The sequence below is a fragment of the Thermus aquaticus genome, from assembly GCF_001280255.1.
Taxonomy (GTDB): Bacteria; Deinococcota; Deinococci; order Deinococcales; family Thermaceae; genus Thermus; species Thermus aquaticus.
This window is the reverse complement of the sequence record NZ_LHCI01000106.1, coordinates 567899-584300: the sequence shown is the minus strand read 5'-3', so window position 1 is coordinate 584300 and position 16402 is coordinate 567899. Positions and strand designations below refer to the sequence as shown.

At 66.8% G+C, this 16402-nt stretch carries 23 protein-coding genes, 4 tRNA genes and 1 pseudogene; 9 read left to right on the top strand and 19 right to left on the bottom strand.

The window, feature by feature from the left end; genetic code table 11:
- Positions 1 to 24: 24 nt before the first annotated feature.
- The 13 genes from BVI061214_RS04150 to BVI061214_RS04090 all read right to left on the bottom strand — a co-directional run bounded on the left by BVI061214_RS04150 (position 25) and on the right by BVI061214_RS04090 (position 5519).
- Entirely contained in the window at positions 25 to 600 is a 576-nt protein-coding gene (locus BVI061214_RS04150; protein WP_003046912.1) for a UbiX family flavin prenyltransferase, read from the bottom strand.
- Positions 601 to 659: 59 nt separating this feature from the next.
- Positions 660 to 1037 carry a 50S ribosomal protein L7/L12 gene (gene rplL / locus BVI061214_RS04145; RefSeq protein WP_003046909.1) on the bottom strand — a complete coding sequence of 126 codons (378 nt, stop codon included), beginning with the start codon at positions 1035 to 1037 and terminating at the stop codon, positions 660 to 662.
- 10 nt (positions 1038 to 1047) lie between these two features.
- The gene (gene rplJ / locus BVI061214_RS04140; protein WP_003046906.1) at positions 1048 to 1569 is read right to left on the bottom strand and encodes a 50S ribosomal protein L10; all 522 of its coding nucleotides are present in this window, start codon (positions 1567 to 1569) and stop codon (positions 1048 to 1050) included.
- Between the two features lie 203 nt (positions 1570 to 1772).
- Positions 1773 to 2462: a 50S ribosomal protein L1 gene (gene rplA, locus BVI061214_RS04135; protein ID WP_053767400.1), complete on the bottom strand. Its 690-nt coding sequence runs from the start codon at positions 2460 to 2462 to the stop codon at positions 1773 to 1775.
- A complete protein-coding gene (rplK, locus tag BVI061214_RS04130) occupies positions 2455 to 2898 on the bottom strand; it encodes a 50S ribosomal protein L11 (RefSeq protein ID WP_053767399.1) in 444 nt (147 codons plus the stop codon). Before rplK ends, rplA begins: the two co-directional genes overlap by 8 nt.
- A 43-nt stretch (positions 2899 to 2941) precedes the next feature.
- The gene (gene nusG, locus BVI061214_RS04125; RefSeq protein ID WP_003046896.1) at positions 2942 to 3496 is read right to left on the bottom strand and encodes a transcription termination/antitermination protein NusG; all 555 of its coding nucleotides are present in this window, start codon (positions 3494 to 3496) and stop codon (positions 2942 to 2944) included.
- Complete coding sequence (gene secE, locus BVI061214_RS04120) at positions 3493 to 3675, bottom strand: preprotein translocase subunit SecE (protein WP_053767398.1); 183 nt, start codon at positions 3673 to 3675, stop codon at positions 3493 to 3495. The genes nusG and secE overlap by 4 nt, the downstream gene beginning before the upstream one ends.
- Positions 3675 to 3839, bottom strand: coding sequence for a 50S ribosomal protein L33 (gene rpmG / locus BVI061214_RS04115; RefSeq protein ID WP_003046888.1), 165 nt, complete (start codon positions 3837 to 3839; stop codon positions 3675 to 3677). The genes secE and rpmG overlap by 1 nt, the downstream gene beginning before the upstream one ends.
- A gap of 44 nt (positions 3840 to 3883) precedes the next feature.
- Entirely contained in the window at positions 3884 to 5104 is a 1221-nt protein-coding gene (gene tuf / locus BVI061214_RS04110; protein ID WP_003043841.1) for an elongation factor Tu, read from the bottom strand.
- Positions 5105 to 5167: 63 nt separating this feature from the next.
- A tRNA-Thr gene (locus BVI061214_RS04105) sits at positions 5168 to 5243 on the bottom strand.
- Positions 5244 to 5246: 3 nt separating this feature from the next.
- A tRNA-Gly gene (locus BVI061214_RS04100) sits at positions 5247 to 5322 on the bottom strand.
- A 25-nt stretch (positions 5323 to 5347) separates the two neighbouring features.
- Positions 5348 to 5433, bottom strand: a tRNA-Tyr gene (locus BVI061214_RS04095).
- 10 nt (positions 5434 to 5443) lie between these two features.
- Positions 5444 to 5519: transfer RNA gene (locus tag BVI061214_RS04090), tRNA-Thr, on the bottom strand.
- A 121-nt stretch (positions 5520 to 5640) separates the two neighbouring features.
- Between BVI061214_RS04090 and BVI061214_RS13745 the strand changes: the two are divergent.
- Positions 5641 to 5936 (top strand): annotated as a pseudogene (locus BVI061214_RS13745) (MBL fold metallo-hydrolase RNA specificity domain-containing protein); the annotation flags it as partial.
- On the opposite strand, the gene metF reads toward BVI061214_RS13745, so the two are convergent.
- A complete protein-coding gene (metF, locus tag BVI061214_RS04080) occupies positions 5884 to 6798 on the bottom strand; it encodes a methylenetetrahydrofolate reductase [NAD(P)H] (protein WP_053767397.1) in 915 nt (304 codons plus the stop codon). The pseudogene BVI061214_RS13745 and the gene metF overlap by 53 nt on opposite strands.
- Before the next feature lie 56 nt (positions 6799 to 6854).
- Between metF and BVI061214_RS04075 the strand changes: the two genes are divergently transcribed.
- Genes BVI061214_RS04075 through BVI061214_RS04065 form a run of 3 tightly spaced genes read left to right on the top strand, consistent with a single transcriptional unit; the run spans position 6855 to position 8831 of the window.
- Positions 6855 to 7445, top strand: coding sequence for a nicotinamidase (locus BVI061214_RS04075; protein ID WP_053767396.1), 591 nt, complete (start codon positions 6855 to 6857; stop codon positions 7443 to 7445).
- Positions 7442 to 8038 carry a hypothetical protein gene (locus BVI061214_RS04070; protein ID WP_053767395.1) on the top strand — a complete coding sequence of 199 codons (597 nt, stop codon included), beginning with the start codon at positions 7442 to 7444 and terminating at the stop codon, positions 8036 to 8038. Before BVI061214_RS04075 ends, BVI061214_RS04070 begins: the two co-directional genes overlap by 4 nt.
- Positions 8028 to 8831, top strand: coding sequence for a histidinol-phosphatase HisJ family protein (locus BVI061214_RS04065; RefSeq protein ID WP_053767394.1), 804 nt, complete (start codon positions 8028 to 8030; stop codon positions 8829 to 8831). The genes BVI061214_RS04070 and BVI061214_RS04065 overlap by 11 nt, the downstream gene beginning before the upstream one ends.
- On the opposite strand, the gene BVI061214_RS04060 is transcribed toward BVI061214_RS04065, so the two are convergent.
- From BVI061214_RS04060 to crcB, 4 genes are read right to left on the bottom strand one after another with little or no spacing between them, the layout of a single operon-like run.
- Complete coding sequence (locus tag BVI061214_RS04060) at positions 8807 to 9076, bottom strand: hypothetical protein (protein ID WP_053767393.1); 270 nt, start codon at positions 9074 to 9076, stop codon at positions 8807 to 8809. The genes BVI061214_RS04065 and BVI061214_RS04060 overlap by 25 nt on opposite strands.
- Positions 9073 to 9681: a sulfite oxidase-like oxidoreductase gene (locus BVI061214_RS04055; RefSeq protein WP_003046867.1), complete on the bottom strand. Its 609-nt coding sequence runs from the start codon at positions 9679 to 9681 to the stop codon at positions 9073 to 9075. The genes BVI061214_RS04060 and BVI061214_RS04055 overlap by 4 nt, the downstream gene beginning before the upstream one ends.
- A 44-nt stretch (positions 9682 to 9725) precedes the next feature.
- On the bottom strand, positions 9726 to 10058 hold the full coding sequence (locus BVI061214_RS04050; protein WP_003046864.1) for a DUF190 domain-containing protein: 333 nt from the start codon (positions 10056 to 10058) through the stop codon (positions 9726 to 9728).
- Positions 10055 to 10432 carry a fluoride efflux transporter CrcB gene (crcB, locus tag BVI061214_RS04045; protein WP_053768582.1) on the bottom strand — a complete coding sequence of 126 codons (378 nt, stop codon included), beginning with the start codon at positions 10430 to 10432 and terminating at the stop codon, positions 10055 to 10057. Before crcB ends, BVI061214_RS04050 begins: the two co-directional genes overlap by 4 nt.
- A gap of 20 nt (positions 10433 to 10452) precedes the next feature.
- Here crcB and ribH point away from each other — a divergent pair, with 20 nt between their 5' ends.
- Positions 10453 to 10926, top strand: coding sequence for a 6,7-dimethyl-8-ribityllumazine synthase (gene ribH / locus BVI061214_RS04040; RefSeq protein ID WP_053767392.1), 474 nt, complete (start codon positions 10453 to 10455; stop codon positions 10924 to 10926).
- Here ribH and BVI061214_RS04035 read toward each other — a convergent pair.
- Entirely contained in the window at positions 10913 to 11317 is a 405-nt protein-coding gene (locus BVI061214_RS04035; RefSeq protein ID WP_053767391.1) for a DUF4395 family protein, read from the bottom strand. The two genes, ribH and BVI061214_RS04035, sit on opposite strands and share 14 nt — an antisense overlap.
- Positions 11318 to 11387: 70 nt before the next feature.
- Here BVI061214_RS04035 and pgeF point away from each other — a divergent pair, with 70 nt between their 5' ends.
- The 4 genes from pgeF to BVI061214_RS04015 are packed head-to-tail and all read left to right on the top strand — an operon-like array spanning position 11388 to position 16395.
- Complete coding sequence (gene pgeF / locus BVI061214_RS04030) at positions 11388 to 12122, top strand: peptidoglycan editing factor PgeF (protein ID WP_053767390.1); 735 nt, start codon at positions 11388 to 11390, stop codon at positions 12120 to 12122.
- A 24-nt stretch (positions 12123 to 12146) separates the two neighbouring features.
- On the top strand, positions 12147 to 12629 hold the full coding sequence (locus tag BVI061214_RS04025) for a YqeG family HAD IIIA-type phosphatase (RefSeq protein WP_053767389.1): 483 nt from the start codon (positions 12147 to 12149) through the stop codon (positions 12627 to 12629).
- The gene (gene pilB / locus BVI061214_RS04020) at positions 12626 to 15295 is read left to right on the top strand and encodes a type IV pilus assembly ATPase PilB (RefSeq protein ID WP_053767388.1); all 2670 of its coding nucleotides are present in this window, start codon (positions 12626 to 12628) and stop codon (positions 15293 to 15295) included. The genes BVI061214_RS04025 and pilB overlap by 4 nt, the downstream gene beginning before the upstream one ends.
- 11 nt (positions 15296 to 15306) lie before the next feature.
- Positions 15307 to 16395 (top strand): type IV pilus twitching motility protein PilT, encoded by a 1089-nt coding sequence (locus tag BVI061214_RS04015; protein ID WP_053767387.1) that lies wholly within the window; start codon positions 15307 to 15309, stop codon positions 16393 to 16395.
- Positions 16396 to 16402: the final 7 nt, after the last annotated feature.

Here is a 16402-nt window from a genome sequence, read left to right as displayed (position 1 = left end):
GTAAACCGGCGAAAAAGCGTCACATCACCCCGGGGCCTCCCCTTCGCCCCACCGGGAAACCCGCCTGGCGGGAAGGCCCAGGTGGTCCAGGATGCGCTGGGTGACGAAGCCCAGAAGGTCGGCGATCTCCTTGGGGCGGTGGTAAAACCCGGGGCTCGCGGGAAGGATCAGGGCCCCGGCCTCCGCCGCCTGGACCATGGCCCTCAGGGTGGGGAGGGGCAGGGGGGTCTCCCGGGGTACCAGGACCAGGGGCCGCCTTTCCTTGAGGTGCACGTAGGCGGCCCGGGTGAGGAGGGTGTCCGCCAGGCCGTGGGCCACCTTGGCCAGGGTGGTGGCGGAGCAGGGGATCACCACCATCCCCCGGGTCTGGAAGGAGCCGGAGGCGATGGGGGCCCCCAGGTCGCTGTCCTTGTACACCCGGGCCGCCAGGGGGTAAAGGTCTTTGGGGCTTAGGCCCATCTCCTCCCACAGGACCCGCTTGGCCCCCTGGGAGAGGACCAGGTGGACCTCGGCCAGAGGGGCCAGCGCCTGAAGGAGGTCCAGGGCGTAGGGCATGCCGCTGGCCCCGGAAAGCCCCACCACCACGCGGGGAAGCTCCATGCCCCCACTATAAGAAAGCCCCGAGGCCTAGGCCCCGGGGGGCACCCCGTGGTGCGGCGTTACTTCAGCTCCACCACCGCGCCCACGGCCTCCAGCTTCTTCTTGATCTCCTCGGCCTCGGCCTTGGGCACGCCCTCCTTGACGGGGCCGCCCTTCTCGGCCAGGTCCTTGGCCTCCTTGAGGCCGAGCCCGGTGATGGCCCGAAGCTCCTTGATGACCTCCAGTTTCTTGGCCCCGGCCTCCTTGAGGATCACGTCAAACTCGGTCTTCTCCTCCACGGGGGCCGCCGCCTGGGCCTGGGCGGGCGCGGCGGCCACGGCCACGGGGGCCGCGGCGGTCACGCCCCAAGCCTCCTTGAGAACGTCAATGAGCTGCTTGAGTTCCAAAACCGTCGCCTGGGAAAGCTCTTCCTTGATGCGTTCAATGTCCAAAGCCATCTTCTACCTCCTAAGCCGCCTTCTTCTCCGCGTACGCCTCGAGGATACCCACCAGCTCGCGGGCCACGCCACCCAAGACGCCCACAAGCTCCGCCATGGGGGCCTGCAGCACGCCCACGAGCTCCGCCCGGAGCTCGTCCATGGTGGGGAGCTCCGCCAGGGCCAAGAGGTCCTTGGCCGAGAGCACCTGCCCCTGCAGAAGCCCGCCCTTGACCTCGGGGATGCCCTTGGGGTTCTTCTTGGAGAACTCCTGCAGGGCCTTGGCCGCGGCCACCGGGTCCTGGTAGAAGACCACGGCGCTGGGGCCGGAGAGCCCGTCCAGCTTGGGCAGGCCCAGCTCCTCCAGGGCGATGCGGATCAGGGTGTTCTTGGCCACGAAGAGCCTGGCCCCTTTCTCCTTTAGCGCCTGGCGCAGGGCGTGGGTTTCCTTGGCGGATAGCCCCTGGTAGTTCACCAGGAAGAAGGAGCCCTTAGCCCGCTCAAGGTTCTCCTTGAGGGCGGCGAGAAGAGCGATGTTGCGCTTGTTTGGCACGCCTTCCTCCCTTTTGGGGCAGGGGAACCCCGACCGATTTCTTGGGATTTTGCGAAACGCTCCCCCTCAAGCGCCTCGGCGGGATGTTTAAGGCCTGAGCCCCCCGCTGTCTTTGGCCTGGGCGCCCACGCGCCCGGGGTGCCATAGAGGAGTGTACGAAGGAAAAGGCCCGGAGTCAAGAAGACCCCGGGCCGGGGCGTCCTTTAGGAGTGGGGATTGATGCGGATGCTGGGCCCCATGGTGCTGGTCACGTAGACCGAGCGCAGGAAGGTGCCCTTGGCCGCCTCGGGCTTGCTGGCCTCGAGGGCCTTGATGAAGGCCCGGATGTTGTCGGCGAGCTTTTCAGGGGGGAAGCTGGCCTTGCCCACGGGGGCGTGGATGGCCCCGGTCTTGTCGTTGCGGAACTCAATCCGCCCCGCCTTGATCTCCTTGATGATCTCCCCGATGTTGAAGCCCACGGTCCCCGCCTTGGGGTTGGGCAGAAGGCCCCTGGGACCCAGAATACGGCCCAGCTTGGAACCTACGGCCCCCATCACGTCGGGGGTGGCCACCACGGCGTCAAAGTCCATCCAGCCGTCCAGGATCTTCTGGATGATCTCCTCGCCGCCCACGTAGTCGGCCCCGGCCTCCTCGGCCTCCTTGATCTTCTCCCCCTTGGCGATGGCCAGGACCCGCACCTGCTTGCCGAGGCCGTGGGGGAGGGAGACGGTGCCGCGCACGTTCTGGTCGGACTTGCGGGGGTCAATGCCCAGCTTGGCGTGGACCTCCACCGTCTCGTCAAACTTGGCGGTGGCCAGCTCCTTCACCAGACGGGCGGCCTCGTCAATGGTGTAGACCTTGCCCGGGTCCACCTTCTCCAGAAGGGCCCGGTAGCGCTTGCCGTGCTTAGGCATCCTTCACCTCCGGCATCCCCACCACCTCCACCCCCATGGAGCGGGCCGAGCCGGCGATCATCCGGGCGGCGGCCTCCAGGTCGGTGGTGTTCATGTCGGGGAGCTTCTGCTTGGCGATCTCCAGCACCTGCTGCCAGGTGATCCGCCCCACCTTCTCCCGGCCGGGCTTGTGGGCGCCCTTCTCCAGCCCCGCCGCCTTGCGGATCAGGTAGCTGGCGGGAGGGGTCTTGGTGACGAAGGTGAAGGAGCGGTCGGCGTAGATGGTGATCTCCACCGGGACGATGGCGTCCCCCATGTTGGCCGTGGCGGCGTTGAAGGCCTTGACGAACTCCATGATGTTGGCCCCGTGCTGGCCCAAAGCGGGCCCCACCGGGGGCGCGGGCGTGGCCTTGCCCGCGGGCAGCTGCAGCTTGACTACGGCAACGATCTTCTTCATTTTTCCCTCCTAGGCTCCCCCCAACTTGGGGGTGCGAACGCCTTTAGGCCTTGACCACCTGGGAGAAGTCCAGCTCCACAGGGGTCTCACGCCCGAAGATGGTGACCATGACCTTGACCTTGCCCTTCTCGGGGTTGATCTCGGTCACGGTGCCGGTGAAATCGGCGAAGGGGCCGGAGACGACCCTTACCTGGTCCCCCTCCCGGAAGCCCACCTGGGCCTTGGGGGCCTCCTTCTTGCCTAGGAGGCCGGAGACCTCGAGGATGTGCCGCACCTCGTCCGGGGAAAGGGGCACCGGGCGGTGGCCCGCCCCCACGAAGCCGGTGATGCCGGGGGTTCCCCGCACCACCTCCCAGGCCTCGTTGGGCTCCTCCTCGTCCCCCAGGTCCATCTGGACGAAGAGGTAGCCGGGGAAGAGCTTGCGCTTGACGACCTCCTTCTTCCCCCCTTCGCGCACCTCCACCACCTCTTCCGTGGGGATGAGGACCTGGAAGATCTTGTCCTCCATGCCGAAGGCCTTCACCCTTTTCTCCAGGTTGGCCTTGGCCTTCTCCTCCTGCCCCACGTAGGTGTGGACCGCGTACCATTCAATGCTCATCGCAAAAGCCCTATCAGGAAGCGGAAGACCAGGTCGTAAAGGCCCAGGATGACCATGGCCACCAGGGTGAAGATCAGGATGGCCTGGGTCCCCTCAACGACCTGCTCCCGCGTGGGCCAGGTGACCCGGGCCAGCTCGGCCCGGGCCTCCTGAAAGTAGCGGACGATCCGGGCCAACATCAGACCTTCACTTCCCGGTGCACCGTGTGCTTATCGCACCAAGGGCAGTACTTCCTGAGCTCCAGCTTGGAGGGGGTGTTGCGCTTGTTCTTCTCGGTGGCGTAGTTGCGGCGCTTGCACTCCGTGCACTCCAAGAGGATCTTGATGCGGACCTCGCTGGCCATGCCTCACCTCGCTTCTTGGGGGGAGGAGGCCCTCCCCCTTCGCCTCACTCCAGGATCTTGGTGACCACGCCGGCGCCCACGGTCCGCCCACCCTCCCGGATGGCAAACCGCAAACCCTCCTCCAGCGCCACCGGCTTGATGAGCTCCACAGTGAAGGTCACGTTGTCCCCAGGCATCACCATCTCCACCCCCTGGGGCAACCGCACCACCCCCGTCACGTCCGTCGTCCGGAAGTAAAACTGCGGCCGGTACCCCGTGAAAAACCCCGTGTGCCGCCCGCCCTCCTCCTTCTTCAGGATGTACACCGAGGCCTCAAACTTGGTGTGCGGCGTGATGCTCCCAGGCTTGGCCAATACCTGCCCCCGCTCCACCTCCTCCCGGCTCACGCCCCGCAGAAGAAGACCCACGTTGTCCCCAGCGATCCCCTCCTGCAACGTCTTCCGGTGCATCTCCACACCCGTGACCACCGTCTTCCGCGTCTCCGGAGCCAGGCCCACGATCTCCACCTCGTCCCCAACCTTCACCTTGCCCCGCTCAATCCGCCCGGTGGCCACCGTCCCACGCCCGGTAATCGTAAACACGTCCTCCACCGGCATCAGGAAAGGCTTGTCCACGTCCCGCACCGGCGTGGGAATGTACTCGTCAATGGCGTCCAAAAGCTCCCAGATCTTGTCCACCCACTCGTTCTCGCCCCGCTTGGTCTTCGGGTTCTTGTGCATCTCTTCCAACGCAAGCAGGGCGCTACCCCGGATCACCGGCACCTCGTCCCCAGGAAACTCGTACTGGTTCAGGAGGTCCCTCACCTCCATCTCCACCAGGTCCAAGAGCTCCGGGTCGTCCACCATGTCCACCTTGTTCATGAACACCACGATGTACGGCACCCCCACCTGGCGGGCCAAAAGAATGTGCTCCCGGGTCTGCGGCATAGGACCGTCCGCCGCAGAAACCACCAGGATCGCCCCGTCCATCTGCGCCGCCCCGGTGATCATGTTCTTGATGTAGTCGGCGTGCCCCGGGCAGTCCACGTGGGAATAGTGCCGCTTCGCCGTCTCGTACTCCACGTGCGCCGTGTTAATCGTGATCCCCCGCGCCCGCTCCTCCGGCGCCTTGTCAATGTCCCCGTAGTCCTTCACCTCCACATTCGGGTTCTCCGCCGCCGCCACATAGGTCAAGGCCGCCGTCAACGTCGTCTTCCCGTGGTCCACGTGCCCAATCGTCCCCACGTTCACGTGGGGCTTCGTCCGGATAAACTCGCCCTTCGCCATGGTTCCTCCTTCTTGCACGCAAAGGCCGCCCTGGGCCTTTCCCGCCCAGGGCAGTCAAAAAGATGGAGCTCGCGGCCGGGCTCGAACCGGCGACCTCACCCTTACCAAGGGTGTGCTCTACCTGCTGAGCTACGCGAGCTCGTGGAGCGGGAGACGGGACTCGAACCCGCGACCCTCGGCTTGGGAAGCCGATGCTCTACCAACTGAGCTACTCCCGCGTGTGGTGTGCTCCGGCACACCGGGTGGTGGGCAGGGCTGGATTCGAACCAGCGTAGGCGTGCGCCAACGGTTTTACAGACCGTCCCCTTTGGCCGCTCGGGCACCTGCCCCCGCACGTTTTGGAGCCACCCAGGGGAGTTGAACCCCCAACCCCCCGATTACAAGTCGGGTGCTCTACCGGTTGAGCTAGGGTGGCGGGACCGGGGATGGGACCCTGTCCGAGGGATTAGGCTACCACAAGGCGGGGTGAGTGTCAAGATAAGGGCATGCGCATCGTACCTTTTGGCGCCGCCCGGGAGGTGACGGGCAGCTGCCACTTGAGGGCCAGCGTCCACACCCTGGGGGGCTTCTCCGGCCACGCCGGCCAGGACGAGCTTCTCTCCTGGCTGGAGGGGCAGAGGCGGGTGGTCCTGGTCCACGGCGAGGAGGAGAAGCTTTTGGAGCTAAGTGCCTGCGCTTTGGTTTCGCAACATGGAGTGCCCAAGTCGGGGCTGTAGGCTTTTCTGGGGCCCCCACCACGGCTTTTGCCGCGGTGGGGTACTTAGGGAAGCTCCTCGCCCTCAGGGGGCAGGAGGTGAGCCTGGCGACCTGGGGGGAAGGGGTTCCGGTCTGAAGCCCAGCCTCTCCAAGACCATGCGGGTGGCGGGGCTTTTGTTGAGGGTGTAGAAGTGCACCCCCTCCACCCCAGCCTCCAGAAGCTCGGCCACCTGGCGGGTGGCGTGCTCCACCCCGATCTCCAGGATGGCCCCAGGGTCGTCCTGGTGGCGCTCCAGCCGGGAGAGGAGGGGGCCTGGGATGCTGGCCCCGCAGACCTCGGTGAAGCGGCGGAGCTGCTGGTAGTTGGTGATGGGCATGATGCCAGGCAGGATGGGGATCTCCACGCCCATCCGGCGGGCCCGCTCCAGGAAGCCGAAGTAGTGGGCGTTGTTGAAGAAGAGCTGGGTGATGGCGAAGTCCAGGCCCGCCTCCACCTTGGCCTTGAAGTGGCGGAGGTCGGCCTCGAGGCTCACGCTCTCCGGGTGCCCCTCGGGGTAGGCGGCCCCGCCCACGGAAAGGGCCTCCCCGTAGCGCTCCCGGATGAAGGCCACCAGTTCGGAGGCGTAGCGAAAGCCCTCGGGGTGGGGGCGGAAAACCCGCTCCCCGGCGGGCGGGTCCCCCCTCAGGGCCAGGATGTTCTCCACCCCCACCTGCCATAGGCGCTCCAGGACCGAGGCCACCTCCTTTCGGCTCTGCCCGGCCACGGTGAGGTGGGCCAGGGGGGTGAGGCCAAGCTCCCCTATGCGGGCTGCCCAGGCCACGCTCCGATCCCGGGTGCTCCCCATGGCCCCGTAGGTGATGGAGACGAAGGCCGGGCGGAAGGCCTTGAGCTCGGCCATGGTGCGGAAGAGGGCCTCCTCCCCCTCCTTGGTCTTGGGGGGAAAGAACTCAAAGGAGAAGTGGGGCCCCTTCGCCCGGAGGAGGTCCCGTATTTTCATGCGCCCAAGTGTAGCCCTCGAGGCCCCCGGGGTCAAGGATGGACCATAATAAGGGCATGGTGGAGGTCCCCGAGATCCCCAAAGTAGAAGCCCTGGAGCTTCCCGCCAAGGAGACCGCCCTGATCGTGGTGGACATGCAAAACGACTTCGCCCACCCCCAAGGAACCCTCTTCGTGCCCGAGGCCCCCAAGACCGTCCCCGCCATAAAGGGCCTACTGGAAAGGGCCCGCCAGGCGGGGGCGCGGGTGGTCTTCACCCAGGACTGGCACCGGGAGGACGACCCCGAGTTCCGGATCTGGCCCCGGCACGCCGTGGCCGGCACCTGGGGGGCGGAGATCCTGGAGGAGCTCAAGCCCAGGCCCGAGGAGCTCGTCATCCAGAAGGTGCGCTACGACGCCTTCTACGGCACCCCCCTGGACCACTACCTGCACCTCTTTGGGGTGAAGCACCTGGTGGTGGTGGGCACCGTGGCCAACATCTGCGTCCTGCACACGGCAGGCTCGGCCGCTTTGCGCTGGTACCAGGTGGTCCTGCCCGAAGACGGGGTGAGCACCCTCACCCCCTTTGACCTGCAGGCCGCCTTGCGCCAGGTCACCTTCCTCTACCAGGGGAAGGTGACCCGGGCCGAAGGGGTGCGGTTTGTGTGAGGGCACCTGGAGTAGTCCCCCTCAGCCAGGCCCACGCCGAGGGCGAGGTGGCCCTCCTGAAGCGGGCCCAGGCCCTGGGCTTTCCCGTAGCCCCCACCTGGGTGGTGGACCTGGAGGAGGAGTTCTTCCGCCTCAACAACCTGGAAGAGCGCCTGGAAGCCCTCTTCCGCGGGGCGTTCGGGGTCCGCATAGACGAGGAGCGCCTCCTTCTGGCCTCGGAGGAGGCGGTGCGGGCGGTGAAGGAAAGCTACCTCCTCCCTGAGCGGGCCGAGGCCTTCCTGGAGGTCCTAAAGGGAAAGGGCCCCTTCCTCCTGCGCTACGCGGGGGAGGGGGCTTTGGAAAGGGCAAGGACCCCCAGGGAGGCCCTCTTCGCCCTGAAGCGGCTTTATTCAGAAAGGTTTCGGGTGGAAGCCGTCCTAGGGCGTTACCCTAAGCTCATCCCCCCCTTCACCCCGGTCCTGGTCCAGGAGGCCGAGGAGGCCAGCGAGGACCCCTTCCTCTCCCTGGACCTCTCCCGGGCCTTGGGGCAGGAAGCGGTGGTTTACGCCTGGCAGGGCCAGGTGGTCCGCATAGAATCGCCTTATGGTGGATAGCCATGTGCACACCCCCCTCTGCGGCCACGCCGAGGGGAGCCCCGAGGAGTACCTCTTCCAGGCCCGAAAGATGGGGCTAAAGGGCCTGGTCTTCACCGACCACAGCCCCATGCCCTCCTGGTACGACCCGGGGAGCCGGATGCGCCTTAGCGAGCTGCCCTTCTACCTCCTGGCCCTGGAACGGGTGCGGGAGCGGAACCCGGATCTCTACGTGGGCATCGGCCTCGAGGCCGACTACCACCCCGGCACCGAGGCCTTCGTGGCCCAGGTGGTCCGAAGCTACCCCTTTGACTACGTGCTGGGAAGCGTCCACTACCTGGGCGCCTGGCCCCTGGACCACCCCGACCACCAGGAGGAGTACGCCTGGCGGGACCTGGTGGAGGTCTACCGGGCCTACTTCCAGGAGGTGGAACGGGCGGCGAGGAGCGGCCTCTTCCACGCCATCGCCCACCTGGACCTCCCCAAGAAGTTTGGGGACCGCCTACCGGAAGAGGCCCTTTTGGAGCTGGCCGAGCCCGCCCTGAAGGCCATAGCCGAGGAAGGGCTCTTCCTGGACGTGAATACCGCCGGGCTCAGGAAGCCCGTGGGGGAGGTCTACCCCGCCCCGGCCCTCCTCAAGAGGGCCCGGGAGCTTGGGATCGGCGTGGTCCTGGGCTCGGACGCCCACCGGCCCGAGGAGGTGGGCTCCGCCTTCGCCGAAACGGAAGGCCTCCTCCTCTCCTTGGGCTTTGAGGAGGCCCACTACTTCCAAAACGGGAGGCCCCTGGCCTATTCCCTGTCCAGGGCCTCGTAGACCCTGGCCCTGTGCCCCTTGAGGTCCAAGGCGTCCCGGTGGCCGCCCGCCTCCTCGTAGCCCCGCACCGCCAGCACCAGGCGCAAAAAGGCCTCGGCGCAGGGGTCCGGGGCGGGAGCCTCGTACTCCATAAGGGTGACGCGCTCGTACTCGGGGCCGTACTGGGCCTCCTCCCGTTCCACGCAGTCCTCGTAGGCCTTTAAGGCCTCGTCCACCTCGAGGTGGGCCCTTTCCAAAGGGGTCATGGTCCTTCCTTCCGGCTCCTAAAGCGTAGGCTGGCGGCGGGGATGGGGCCCTCCTGGAAGCGCTCCTCCTTCCAGGGGTCCCCCCGCCAGTGGTAGCCCAGCCTTTCCCAAAAGCCCAGCTCCAGATGGTCCAGAAGCTCAATCTCCCTCACCCACTTGGCGCTCTTCCAGGCGTAAAGGTGGGGCACGAGAAGGCGCACGGGGCCGCCCCGCTCCCGGGGGAGGGGCTGGCCGAAGAGGGTGTGGGCCAGGATCACGTCCTCCCGCAGGAGGTCTTCCAGGAGGAGGTTGGTGGTGTAGCCGCCGTAGCTTCGCACCAAAGCGGCCACGGCCTCCTCCTTTGGCCTGGCCCTCTCCAGGAGGTCCCGCACCCTGACCCCTTTCCAGGCCACGTCCAGGCGGCTCCACCGGGTCACGCAGTGGAAGTCCCGGGTGAGCTCCACCTGGGGCAGGGCGAGGAGCTCCTCGTAGGTGAGGGTGAGGGGCCTCGCCACCAGGCCCGAGAGGGCGAAGCGCCAGGCCTCCCTGGAGACCTCCGGCTCCTCCCCGTAGGTGAGGATGGGGAAGCGCTGGGTGAGGATCTGGCCTGGAGGAAGGCGCTCCATGCCTTTAGCCTAAGGCCTTCTCCACCGGGGAAAAGGGGGCCAGGTCACCGGCTTTGGTAGCGGATCACCTCCACCTTCTCCAGGGTGACGAGCCCCTCCCGCACCATCCCGTCCAGCACCGGCAGGAAGCCCCGGATCTTCTCTTCGGTGTCCACGATCTCCACCATGACCGGCAGGTCCTCGGAGAGCTGGAGCACCTTGGCCGAGTGGATGCGGGAGTGGGCCCCAAAACCCATAAAGCCCTTGAAGACCGAGGCCCCGGAAAGGCCCCGCTTCCTGGCCTCGAGGACGATGGCCTCGTAAAGGGGCCGCCCCCCGTGGCGGTCCGACTCCCCGATGAAGATGCGGAGGAGCTTGGCCTCGCCTTCCAGCTTCATGCCACCAGCATACCGCCAAGGCGGTAGCCCAGGTAGGCCAGGAAAAAGCCTAGAAGGAGGCTTCCCAAAGCGTAGGTCAAGGCCGCCAGGGCCTCGCCGTCCTGAAGAAGGGCCAGGGTCTCGTAGCTGAAGCTGGAGAAGGTGGTGAACCCGCCCAGCACCCCCACGGCCAGAAAGAGCCTGGCCTCCCCGGAAAGGGCCCCCTCCAGGGAAAGCCGCACCACCGCCCCGATGAGAAAGCTCCCTAGGGCGTTGACAAAAAGGGTGCTCCAGGGAAAGGCGGGGCCCAGAAGCCCTTGGACCCAGGCCCCCACGAGGTAGCGCAGCAAGGAGCCGATGGCCCCGCCCACCATGACCAGGAGGTACCGCTCCACCCCCAAAGTATAGTGAGGCCATGAAGCCCAAGACCCTCTCCCCCATCCTCACCGCCAAGGGGGTGCGGCTTGCCATCGCCGTGGGCCGCTTCAACGAGCGGGTGACCAAGCTCCTTCTGGAAGGGGCCCTCGAGGCCTACGCCCGCCTGGGCGGGGACCCGGGCGAGGTCCTGGTGGCCTGGGTTCCCGGCTCCTTTGAGCTGCCCCTCGTGGCCAAGCGCCTGGCGAGCCGCCCGGACGTGGATGCGGTGGTGGCCCTGGGGGCGGTGGTGCGGGGGGAAACCCCCCACTTTGAGTACGTGGCCGCCCAGGCCGCCAGCGGCCTCATGCAGGCCATGCTCCAGACCGAGAAGCCCATCGTCTTCGGCGTCCTCACCACCAACACCCCCGAGGAGGCCCAGGAAAGGGCCGGGGGCAAGGCGGGCAACAAGGGCGCCGAGGCGGTCTTCACCGCCATAGAGATGGTGCGCCTCCTAGAGGCTATTTCCCGGTGAAGAGGGCCCTGGCGTAGCGCAGGTGCAGGTAGAGGAAGCACCCCAGGCAGAAGCCGAAGGCCAGGTTGATCAAGGCCAGAAGGGCCACCACCAGGGCCAGGGCGTACCCCACCCCCTTCAGGCCCAGGAGGAGGAAGAGAGAGGCCAGCCCCAGGAACACCGCCCCCAGGAAGCGGGCGAAGCGGTGGGGCCTGGGGTCCTCCTCCACCACCGCCGGGGGCACCCGGAGAAGGCGCTTCAAGGCCACCATCAGGTCCCAGGGGGCGTGCTGGCTGGCCATAAGGAGGAAGAGGAGGTAGACCAGCCAGGGCTGGTCCCAAAGGGCCGCCAGGGGAAGGAGGACGACCAAAAGGGCCTGGTTAAAGCGGAGTTGGTTCCGATCCACCCTCATGGTCCCAATATACACCTGAGCGTATTCAGCTTAGGGGTAAAGGGCACAATGCGCATGGCAGAATGAGCCCATGGTCCCCCTCCTCACCACCCCCCTGCCCACACCCCACGGCTTCACCACCCGCGAGGGCGGGGTCTCCCAAGGGCCTTATGGGAGCCTCAACCTTTCCGCCGCCACCGGCGACGACCCCCAAAAGGTGGCGGAGAACCAGAGGCGGGTCCTGGCCGCCTTCGGCTACCCCCCGGTAGCGGGGCTCAAGCAGGTGCACGGGGTGGAGGTGCACCTGGTGGAAGGCCCCGGAGTCTGGGAGGGGGACGGCCTCCTCACCCGCACCCCGGGCCTCCTCCTGCGGGTGGGGGTGGCGGACTGCTACCCCCTCCTCCTCTACCGCCCGGAAGGCCTGGTGGGCGCCCTCCACGCCGGCTGGCGGGGGGTGGTGGGGGGGATTCTCCCAAGGGCCCTGGAAAGGATCGCGGCCTTGGGCCTGGACCCCACGGAAACCCACTTGGCCATAGGCCCCGGCATCGGGGGCGGGTGCTACCAGGTGGGAGAGGAGGTGGCCGGGCGCTTCCAGGAGGTGGGCCTCCCCACCTTCACCCCGGACCCCAAGGCCCCGGGCCGGTATCTTCTGGACCTGGAAAAAGCCCTCCTCCTCCAGGCCCGGCGGGCCGGGCTCAAGGAGGAGCGCATCTACTGGGTGGGGCTTTGCACCCACTGCGACCCCCGCCTCTTCTCCCACCGCCGGGACCGGGGCCAGACCGGGAGGATGTGGGGCCTGGTCATGCTGGCGTCAAGGCATGGTTAATCCCCCTGGTGGCACAATGGGGGCATGCTCTTTCCCCGGGCGGTCCTCCCCTCCCTCCTCCACCTCACCCCAGAGTGGCTGGCGTCCAGGGGCCTGAAGGGGGTGATCCTGGACCTGGACAACACCCTTCTCCCCTACGGGGAGGAGGTTCTTCCCCCCGAGCACGAAGCCTGGCTGAAGGGCCTTAGGGAGGCGGTGCCCATCTACCTCCTCTCCAACGCCATGCCGGAGCGCTTCGCCCGCTTGCAGAAAAAGCTCGGCCTTCCGGGCCACGCCCCGGCCCTCAAGCCCTGGCTAGGGTTCAGGCGGGCTCTGAGGGCCCTGGGCCTGCCCCCCCATGAGGTGGCCGTGGTGGGGGACCAGGTCTTCACCGACATCCTGGGGGGCAACCTGGTGGGGGCCTACACGGTCCTGGTGCCCCCTCTGAAGGAGCGGGAGTTTTTTTACACGCGTTTCATACGGATGCTGGAAACTCCGTTTAGGCGGACCAAGGGGGAATCGGCATGAGCGTGCTCAGCATCGGCGACAAGCGGCTTGGCGCCATCCTTTTGGATTCCGGGCTCCTCACCGACGAGGAGCTCCAGATGGCCCTAGAACGGCACCGGGAGGTGGGGGGATCCCTGGCCGAGGTCCTGGTGGACATGGGCCTTCTCTCAGAAAGGCGCATCGCCCAGGCCATTGAGGATCACTTCGGCATCCCGCTGGTGGAGCTCCACAAGATGGAGATCCCACCCAAGGTGAGGGCCCTCCTTCCCGCCGAAAAGGCCAAGGAGCTTCAGGCCATCCCCTTCGCCCTGGACGAGGAGGCCGGGGTGGTCCGGGTGGCCTTCGTGAACCCCCTGGACACCCTGGCCCTCGAGGAGGTGGAGGACCTCACCGGCCTGGTGGTGGAGCCCTACCAGGCCACCAAGAGCGACTTCCTCTACGCCTTGGCCAAGAACTACCCCGAGCTGGGCCTCCCTCTCCCCCCACCCCCCCCGGGCCCCGGCCAGGAGGAGCTGAAGCTGGGGGAAGTTCTGGTGAAAAAAGGGCTCATAAGCCGGGATGTCTTAGAAGAAGCCCTGGTGGAGCAGGAACGCACCGGGGACCTCCTGGGCAGGATCTTGGTACAAAAGGGACTCAAGGAGGAGGACCTCTACCAGGCCCTGGCAGAGCAAAAGGGCCTGGAGTTCCTCCCCTCCACCGAGGGCCTCACCATAGACCCGGCGGCCACCTCCCTCCTCCTCCGCTCCGATGCCCTTCGGTATAGCGCTGTGCCCGTGGCCATCCGCGAGGGAAAGGTGGAGGTGGTTCTGGCCGACCCCCGGCACCTGGAGGCGGTGGAGGAGCTCTTGGGCCGCCCCGCCCGCTTTTTCCTCACGCTCCCCAAGGCCTGGGAGGACCTCTTCCACCGGGCCTACCCGGAAAAGGGCAGGCTCGGAGAGGTCCTGGTGCAGGAGGGCCGCCTCTCCCGGGAAGGGCTCAGGGAGGCCCTCGAGGTGCAAAAGCGCCTCCCCAAGGCCAAGCCCCTGGGGGAGATCCTGGTGGAGCTGGGCCTGGTCCGGCCCGAGGACGTGGAGGAGGCCCTGAAGAAACAGAGGCAGGGTGGAGGGCGCCTGGAGGACACCCTGATCCAGTCGGGGAAGCTGAAGCCCGAGGCCCTGGCCCAGGCGGTGGCCACGCAACTGGGCTACCCCTACATCAACCCCGAGGAGAACCCCCCGGACCCCGGGGCCGCCCTCCTCATCCCCGAGGACCTGGCCCGGCGCTACGGGGTCTTTCCCCACCACGTGGAGGGGAAGACCCTCGTCCTCCTCATGAAGGACCCCCGCAACATCCTGGCCCTGGACGACGTGCGCCTGGCCCTCAAGCGCAAAGGGCTTAACTACGAGGTCACCCCGGCGGTGGCCACCGAGGCGGCCATCACCAAGCTCATTGAGCGCTTCTACGGCAAGGAGGAGCTGGGGGAGCTGGCCAAGGAGCTCTCCAAGGGCTACCAGCAGGAAGAGGAAGCGGCCATCGGGGAGCTGGACGAGAGCGCCGCCCAAAAGTTCGTCAAGCAGGTCATCCGCGAGGCCTATTTGCAGGACGCTTCCGACATCCACGTAGAGCCCAGGCCCACCGACGTCCTGGTACGCCTCCGCGTGGACGGCACCCTGCGCCAGTACACCACCCTGCCCAAGGGGGCCCTGGGCCCGGTGATCAGCGTCATCAAGATCATGGGCGGGCTCAACATCGCCGAGAAGCGCCTCCCCCAGGACGGCCGCGTGCGCTACCGGGAAGGGACCATTGACCTGGACCTCCGCCTCTCCACCCTGCCCACCGTCTACGGGGAGAAGGCGGTGATGCGCCTCCTCAAGAAGGCCGCCGACATCCCCGAAATAGAGCAGCTGGGCTTCGCTCCCGGGGTCTTTGAGCGCTTCCAGGAGGTGATCTCCAAGCCCTACGGCATCTTCCTCATCACCGGCCCCACAGGGTCGGGCAAGAGCTTCACCACCTTCTCCATCCTGAAGCGCATCGCCACCCCCGATAAGAACACCCAGACCATTGAGGACCCGGTGGAGTACGAAATCCCCGGCATCAACCAGACCCAGGTAAACCCCCAGGCGGGCCTCACCTTTGCCCGGGCCCTGAGGGCCTTCCTGCGGCAGGACCCGGACATCATCATGGTGGGGGAGATCCGCGACTCGGAGACGGCCAAGATCGCCACCGAGGCCGCCCTCACCGGCCACCTGGTCATCGCCACCCTGCACACCAACGACGCCGCCCAGGCCATCACCCGCCTGGACGAGATGGGGGTGGAGCTCTTCAACATCTCCGCCGCCCTTATCGGGGTCCTCTCCCAGAGGCTGGTGCGGAAGATCTGCGACCACTGCAAGGTGGAGGTGAAGCCCGACCCCGAGGTCCTGAAGCGGATCGGCCTGAGCGAAAAGGAGATCCAGGGGGCCAAGCTCTACAAGGGCATGGGGTGCGAGCGGTGCGGCGGCACAGGGTACAAGGGCCGCTACGCCATCCACGAGCTTCTGGTGGTGGACGACGAGATCCGCCACGCCATCGTGGCGGGGAAGTCGGCCACGGAGATCAAGGAGATAGCCAGGCAAAAGGGCATGAAGACCCTGCGGGAGGACGGCATCTACAAAGCGCTCCTGGGCATCACCACCCTCGAGGAGGTCCTGGCGCGTACCATTGAGTAAGGGTGAAGATTATGCCTAAGGTTCCGGACATTGTGGATCTTCTGAGCCTGGCCGTGGAGCGAGGGGCCAGCGACCTGGTGATCACCGTGGGCGTCCCCCCCATGCTGAAGATCGACGGGGAGTTCCACCCCACGGAGTACGAGCCCCTCTCCCCCCAGGAGACCCGCCGCCTCATGTACGCCCTCATGGACGAGAAGCAGCAGCGGGTCTTTGAGGAGGACAAGGAGCTGGACTTCTCCTTCAGCCTCCCGGGCAGGGGACGCTTTCGGGTGAACGTCTTCTTGCAGCGGGGAAGCGTGGCCGGGGTGTTGCGGGTGGTGCCCGCCGTCATCAAGAGCTTTGAGGAGCTGGGCCTGCCCAAAAACATCGCCGAGATCGCCCTAAGCCCCAGGGGCCTAGTCCTGGTCACGGGGCCCACGGGGTCAGGGAAGAGCACGACCCTGGCCTCCATGATCGACTACATCAACGAACGCAAACCCGTGCACATCGTGACCATTGAGGACCCCATTGAGTTCTTCCACAAGCACAAAAAGGCCATCGTCAACCAGCGGGAGATCGGCGCCGACACCCACGGCTTCCACAAGGCCCTAAGGAGCGTCCTCCGCCAGGCCCCCGACGTGATCCTGGTGGGGGAGATGCGGGACTACGAGACCATCGCCGCCGCTATCACCGCCGCCGAGACCGGCCACCTGGTCATGGGCACCCTGCACACCAACTCCGCCCCCGAGACCATTGACCGCATCGTTGACGTCTTCCCCGAGAACCAGCAGGAGCAGGTGCGGGTCCAGCTCTCCAACAACCTGGTGGCCGTCCTGACCCAGCAGCTCCTGCCCAAGGCTTTCGGCGGGGGCCGGGTCCTGGCCTACGAGCTCATGATCGCCACCCCGGCCGTTAGGGCCCTGATCCGGGAGGGCAAGACCCACCAGCTCCGGAGCGTCATCCAGACGGGCGGCCAGTTCGGCATGATCACCATGGACGCCTGTCTGGCCGATCTCTACAAGCGCAAGCTCATCACCTACGAGCTGGGCCTCGCCCGGGCGGTGGACCCCAAGGAGTTCATGCGCCTCGCTGGGGTGCAGGAGAAGCCCGCCCGCGGGTAAACTCTTC

Coding starts and splice junctions, on each gene's coding strand:
- BVI061214_RS04150 (WP_003046912.1), bottom strand. CDS start 600: ATGGAGCTTCCCCGCGTGGTGGTGGGGCTTTCCGGGGCCAGCGGCATG.
- rplL (WP_003046909.1), bottom strand. CDS start 1,037: ATGGCTTTGGACATTGAACGCATCAAGGAAGAGCTTTCCCAGGCGACG.
- rplA (WP_053767400.1), bottom strand. CDS start 2,462: ATGCCTAAGCACGGCAAGCGCTACCGGGCCCTTCTGGAGAAGGTGGAC.
- rplK (WP_053767399.1), bottom strand. CDS start 2,898: ATGAAGAAGATCGTTGCCGTAGTCAAGCTGCAGCTGCCCGCGGGCAAG.
- nusG (WP_003046896.1), bottom strand. CDS start 3,496: ATGAGCATTGAATGGTACGCGGTCCACACCTACGTGGGGCAGGAGGAG.
- secE (WP_053767398.1), bottom strand. CDS start 3,675: ATGTTGGCCCGGATCGTCCGCTACTTTCAGGAGGCCCGGGCCGAGCTG.
- rpmG (WP_003046888.1), bottom strand. CDS start 3,839: ATGGCCAGCGAGGTCCGCATCAAGATCCTCTTGGAGTGCACGGAGTGC.
- tuf (WP_003043841.1), bottom strand. CDS start 5,104: ATGGCGAAGGGCGAGTTTATCCGGACGAAGCCCCACGTGAACGTGGGG.
- metF (WP_053767397.1), bottom strand. CDS start 6,798: ATGAAAATACGGGACCTCCTCCGGGCGAAGGGGCCCCACTTCTCCTTT.
- BVI061214_RS04075 (WP_053767396.1), top strand. CDS start 6,855: ATGGTGGAGGTCCCCGAGATCCCCAAAGTAGAAGCCCTGGAGCTTCCC.
- BVI061214_RS04065 (WP_053767394.1), top strand. CDS start 8,028: ATGGTGGATAGCCATGTGCACACCCCCCTCTGCGGCCACGCCGAGGGG.
- BVI061214_RS04060 (WP_053767393.1), bottom strand. CDS start 9,076: ATGACCCCTTTGGAAAGGGCCCACCTCGAGGTGGACGAGGCCTTAAAG.
- BVI061214_RS04055 (WP_003046867.1), bottom strand. CDS start 9,681: ATGGAGCGCCTTCCTCCAGGCCAGATCCTCACCCAGCGCTTCCCCATC.
- BVI061214_RS04050 (WP_003046864.1), bottom strand. CDS start 10,058: ATGAAGCTGGAAGGCGAGGCCAAGCTCCTCCGCATCTTCATCGGGGAG.
- ribH (WP_053767392.1), top strand. CDS start 10,453: ATGAAGCCCAAGACCCTCTCCCCCATCCTCACCGCCAAGGGGGTGCGG.
- BVI061214_RS04035 (WP_053767391.1), bottom strand. CDS start 11,317: ATGAGGGTGGATCGGAACCAACTCCGCTTTAACCAGGCCCTTTTGGTC.
- pgeF (WP_053767390.1), top strand. CDS start 11,388: ATGGTCCCCCTCCTCACCACCCCCCTGCCCACACCCCACGGCTTCACC.
- BVI061214_RS04025 (WP_053767389.1), top strand. CDS start 12,147: ATGCTCTTTCCCCGGGCGGTCCTCCCCTCCCTCCTCCACCTCACCCCA.
- pilB (WP_053767388.1), top strand. CDS start 12,626: ATGAGCGTGCTCAGCATCGGCGACAAGCGGCTTGGCGCCATCCTTTTG.
- BVI061214_RS04015 (WP_053767387.1), top strand. CDS start 15,307: ATGCCTAAGGTTCCGGACATTGTGGATCTTCTGAGCCTGGCCGTGGAG.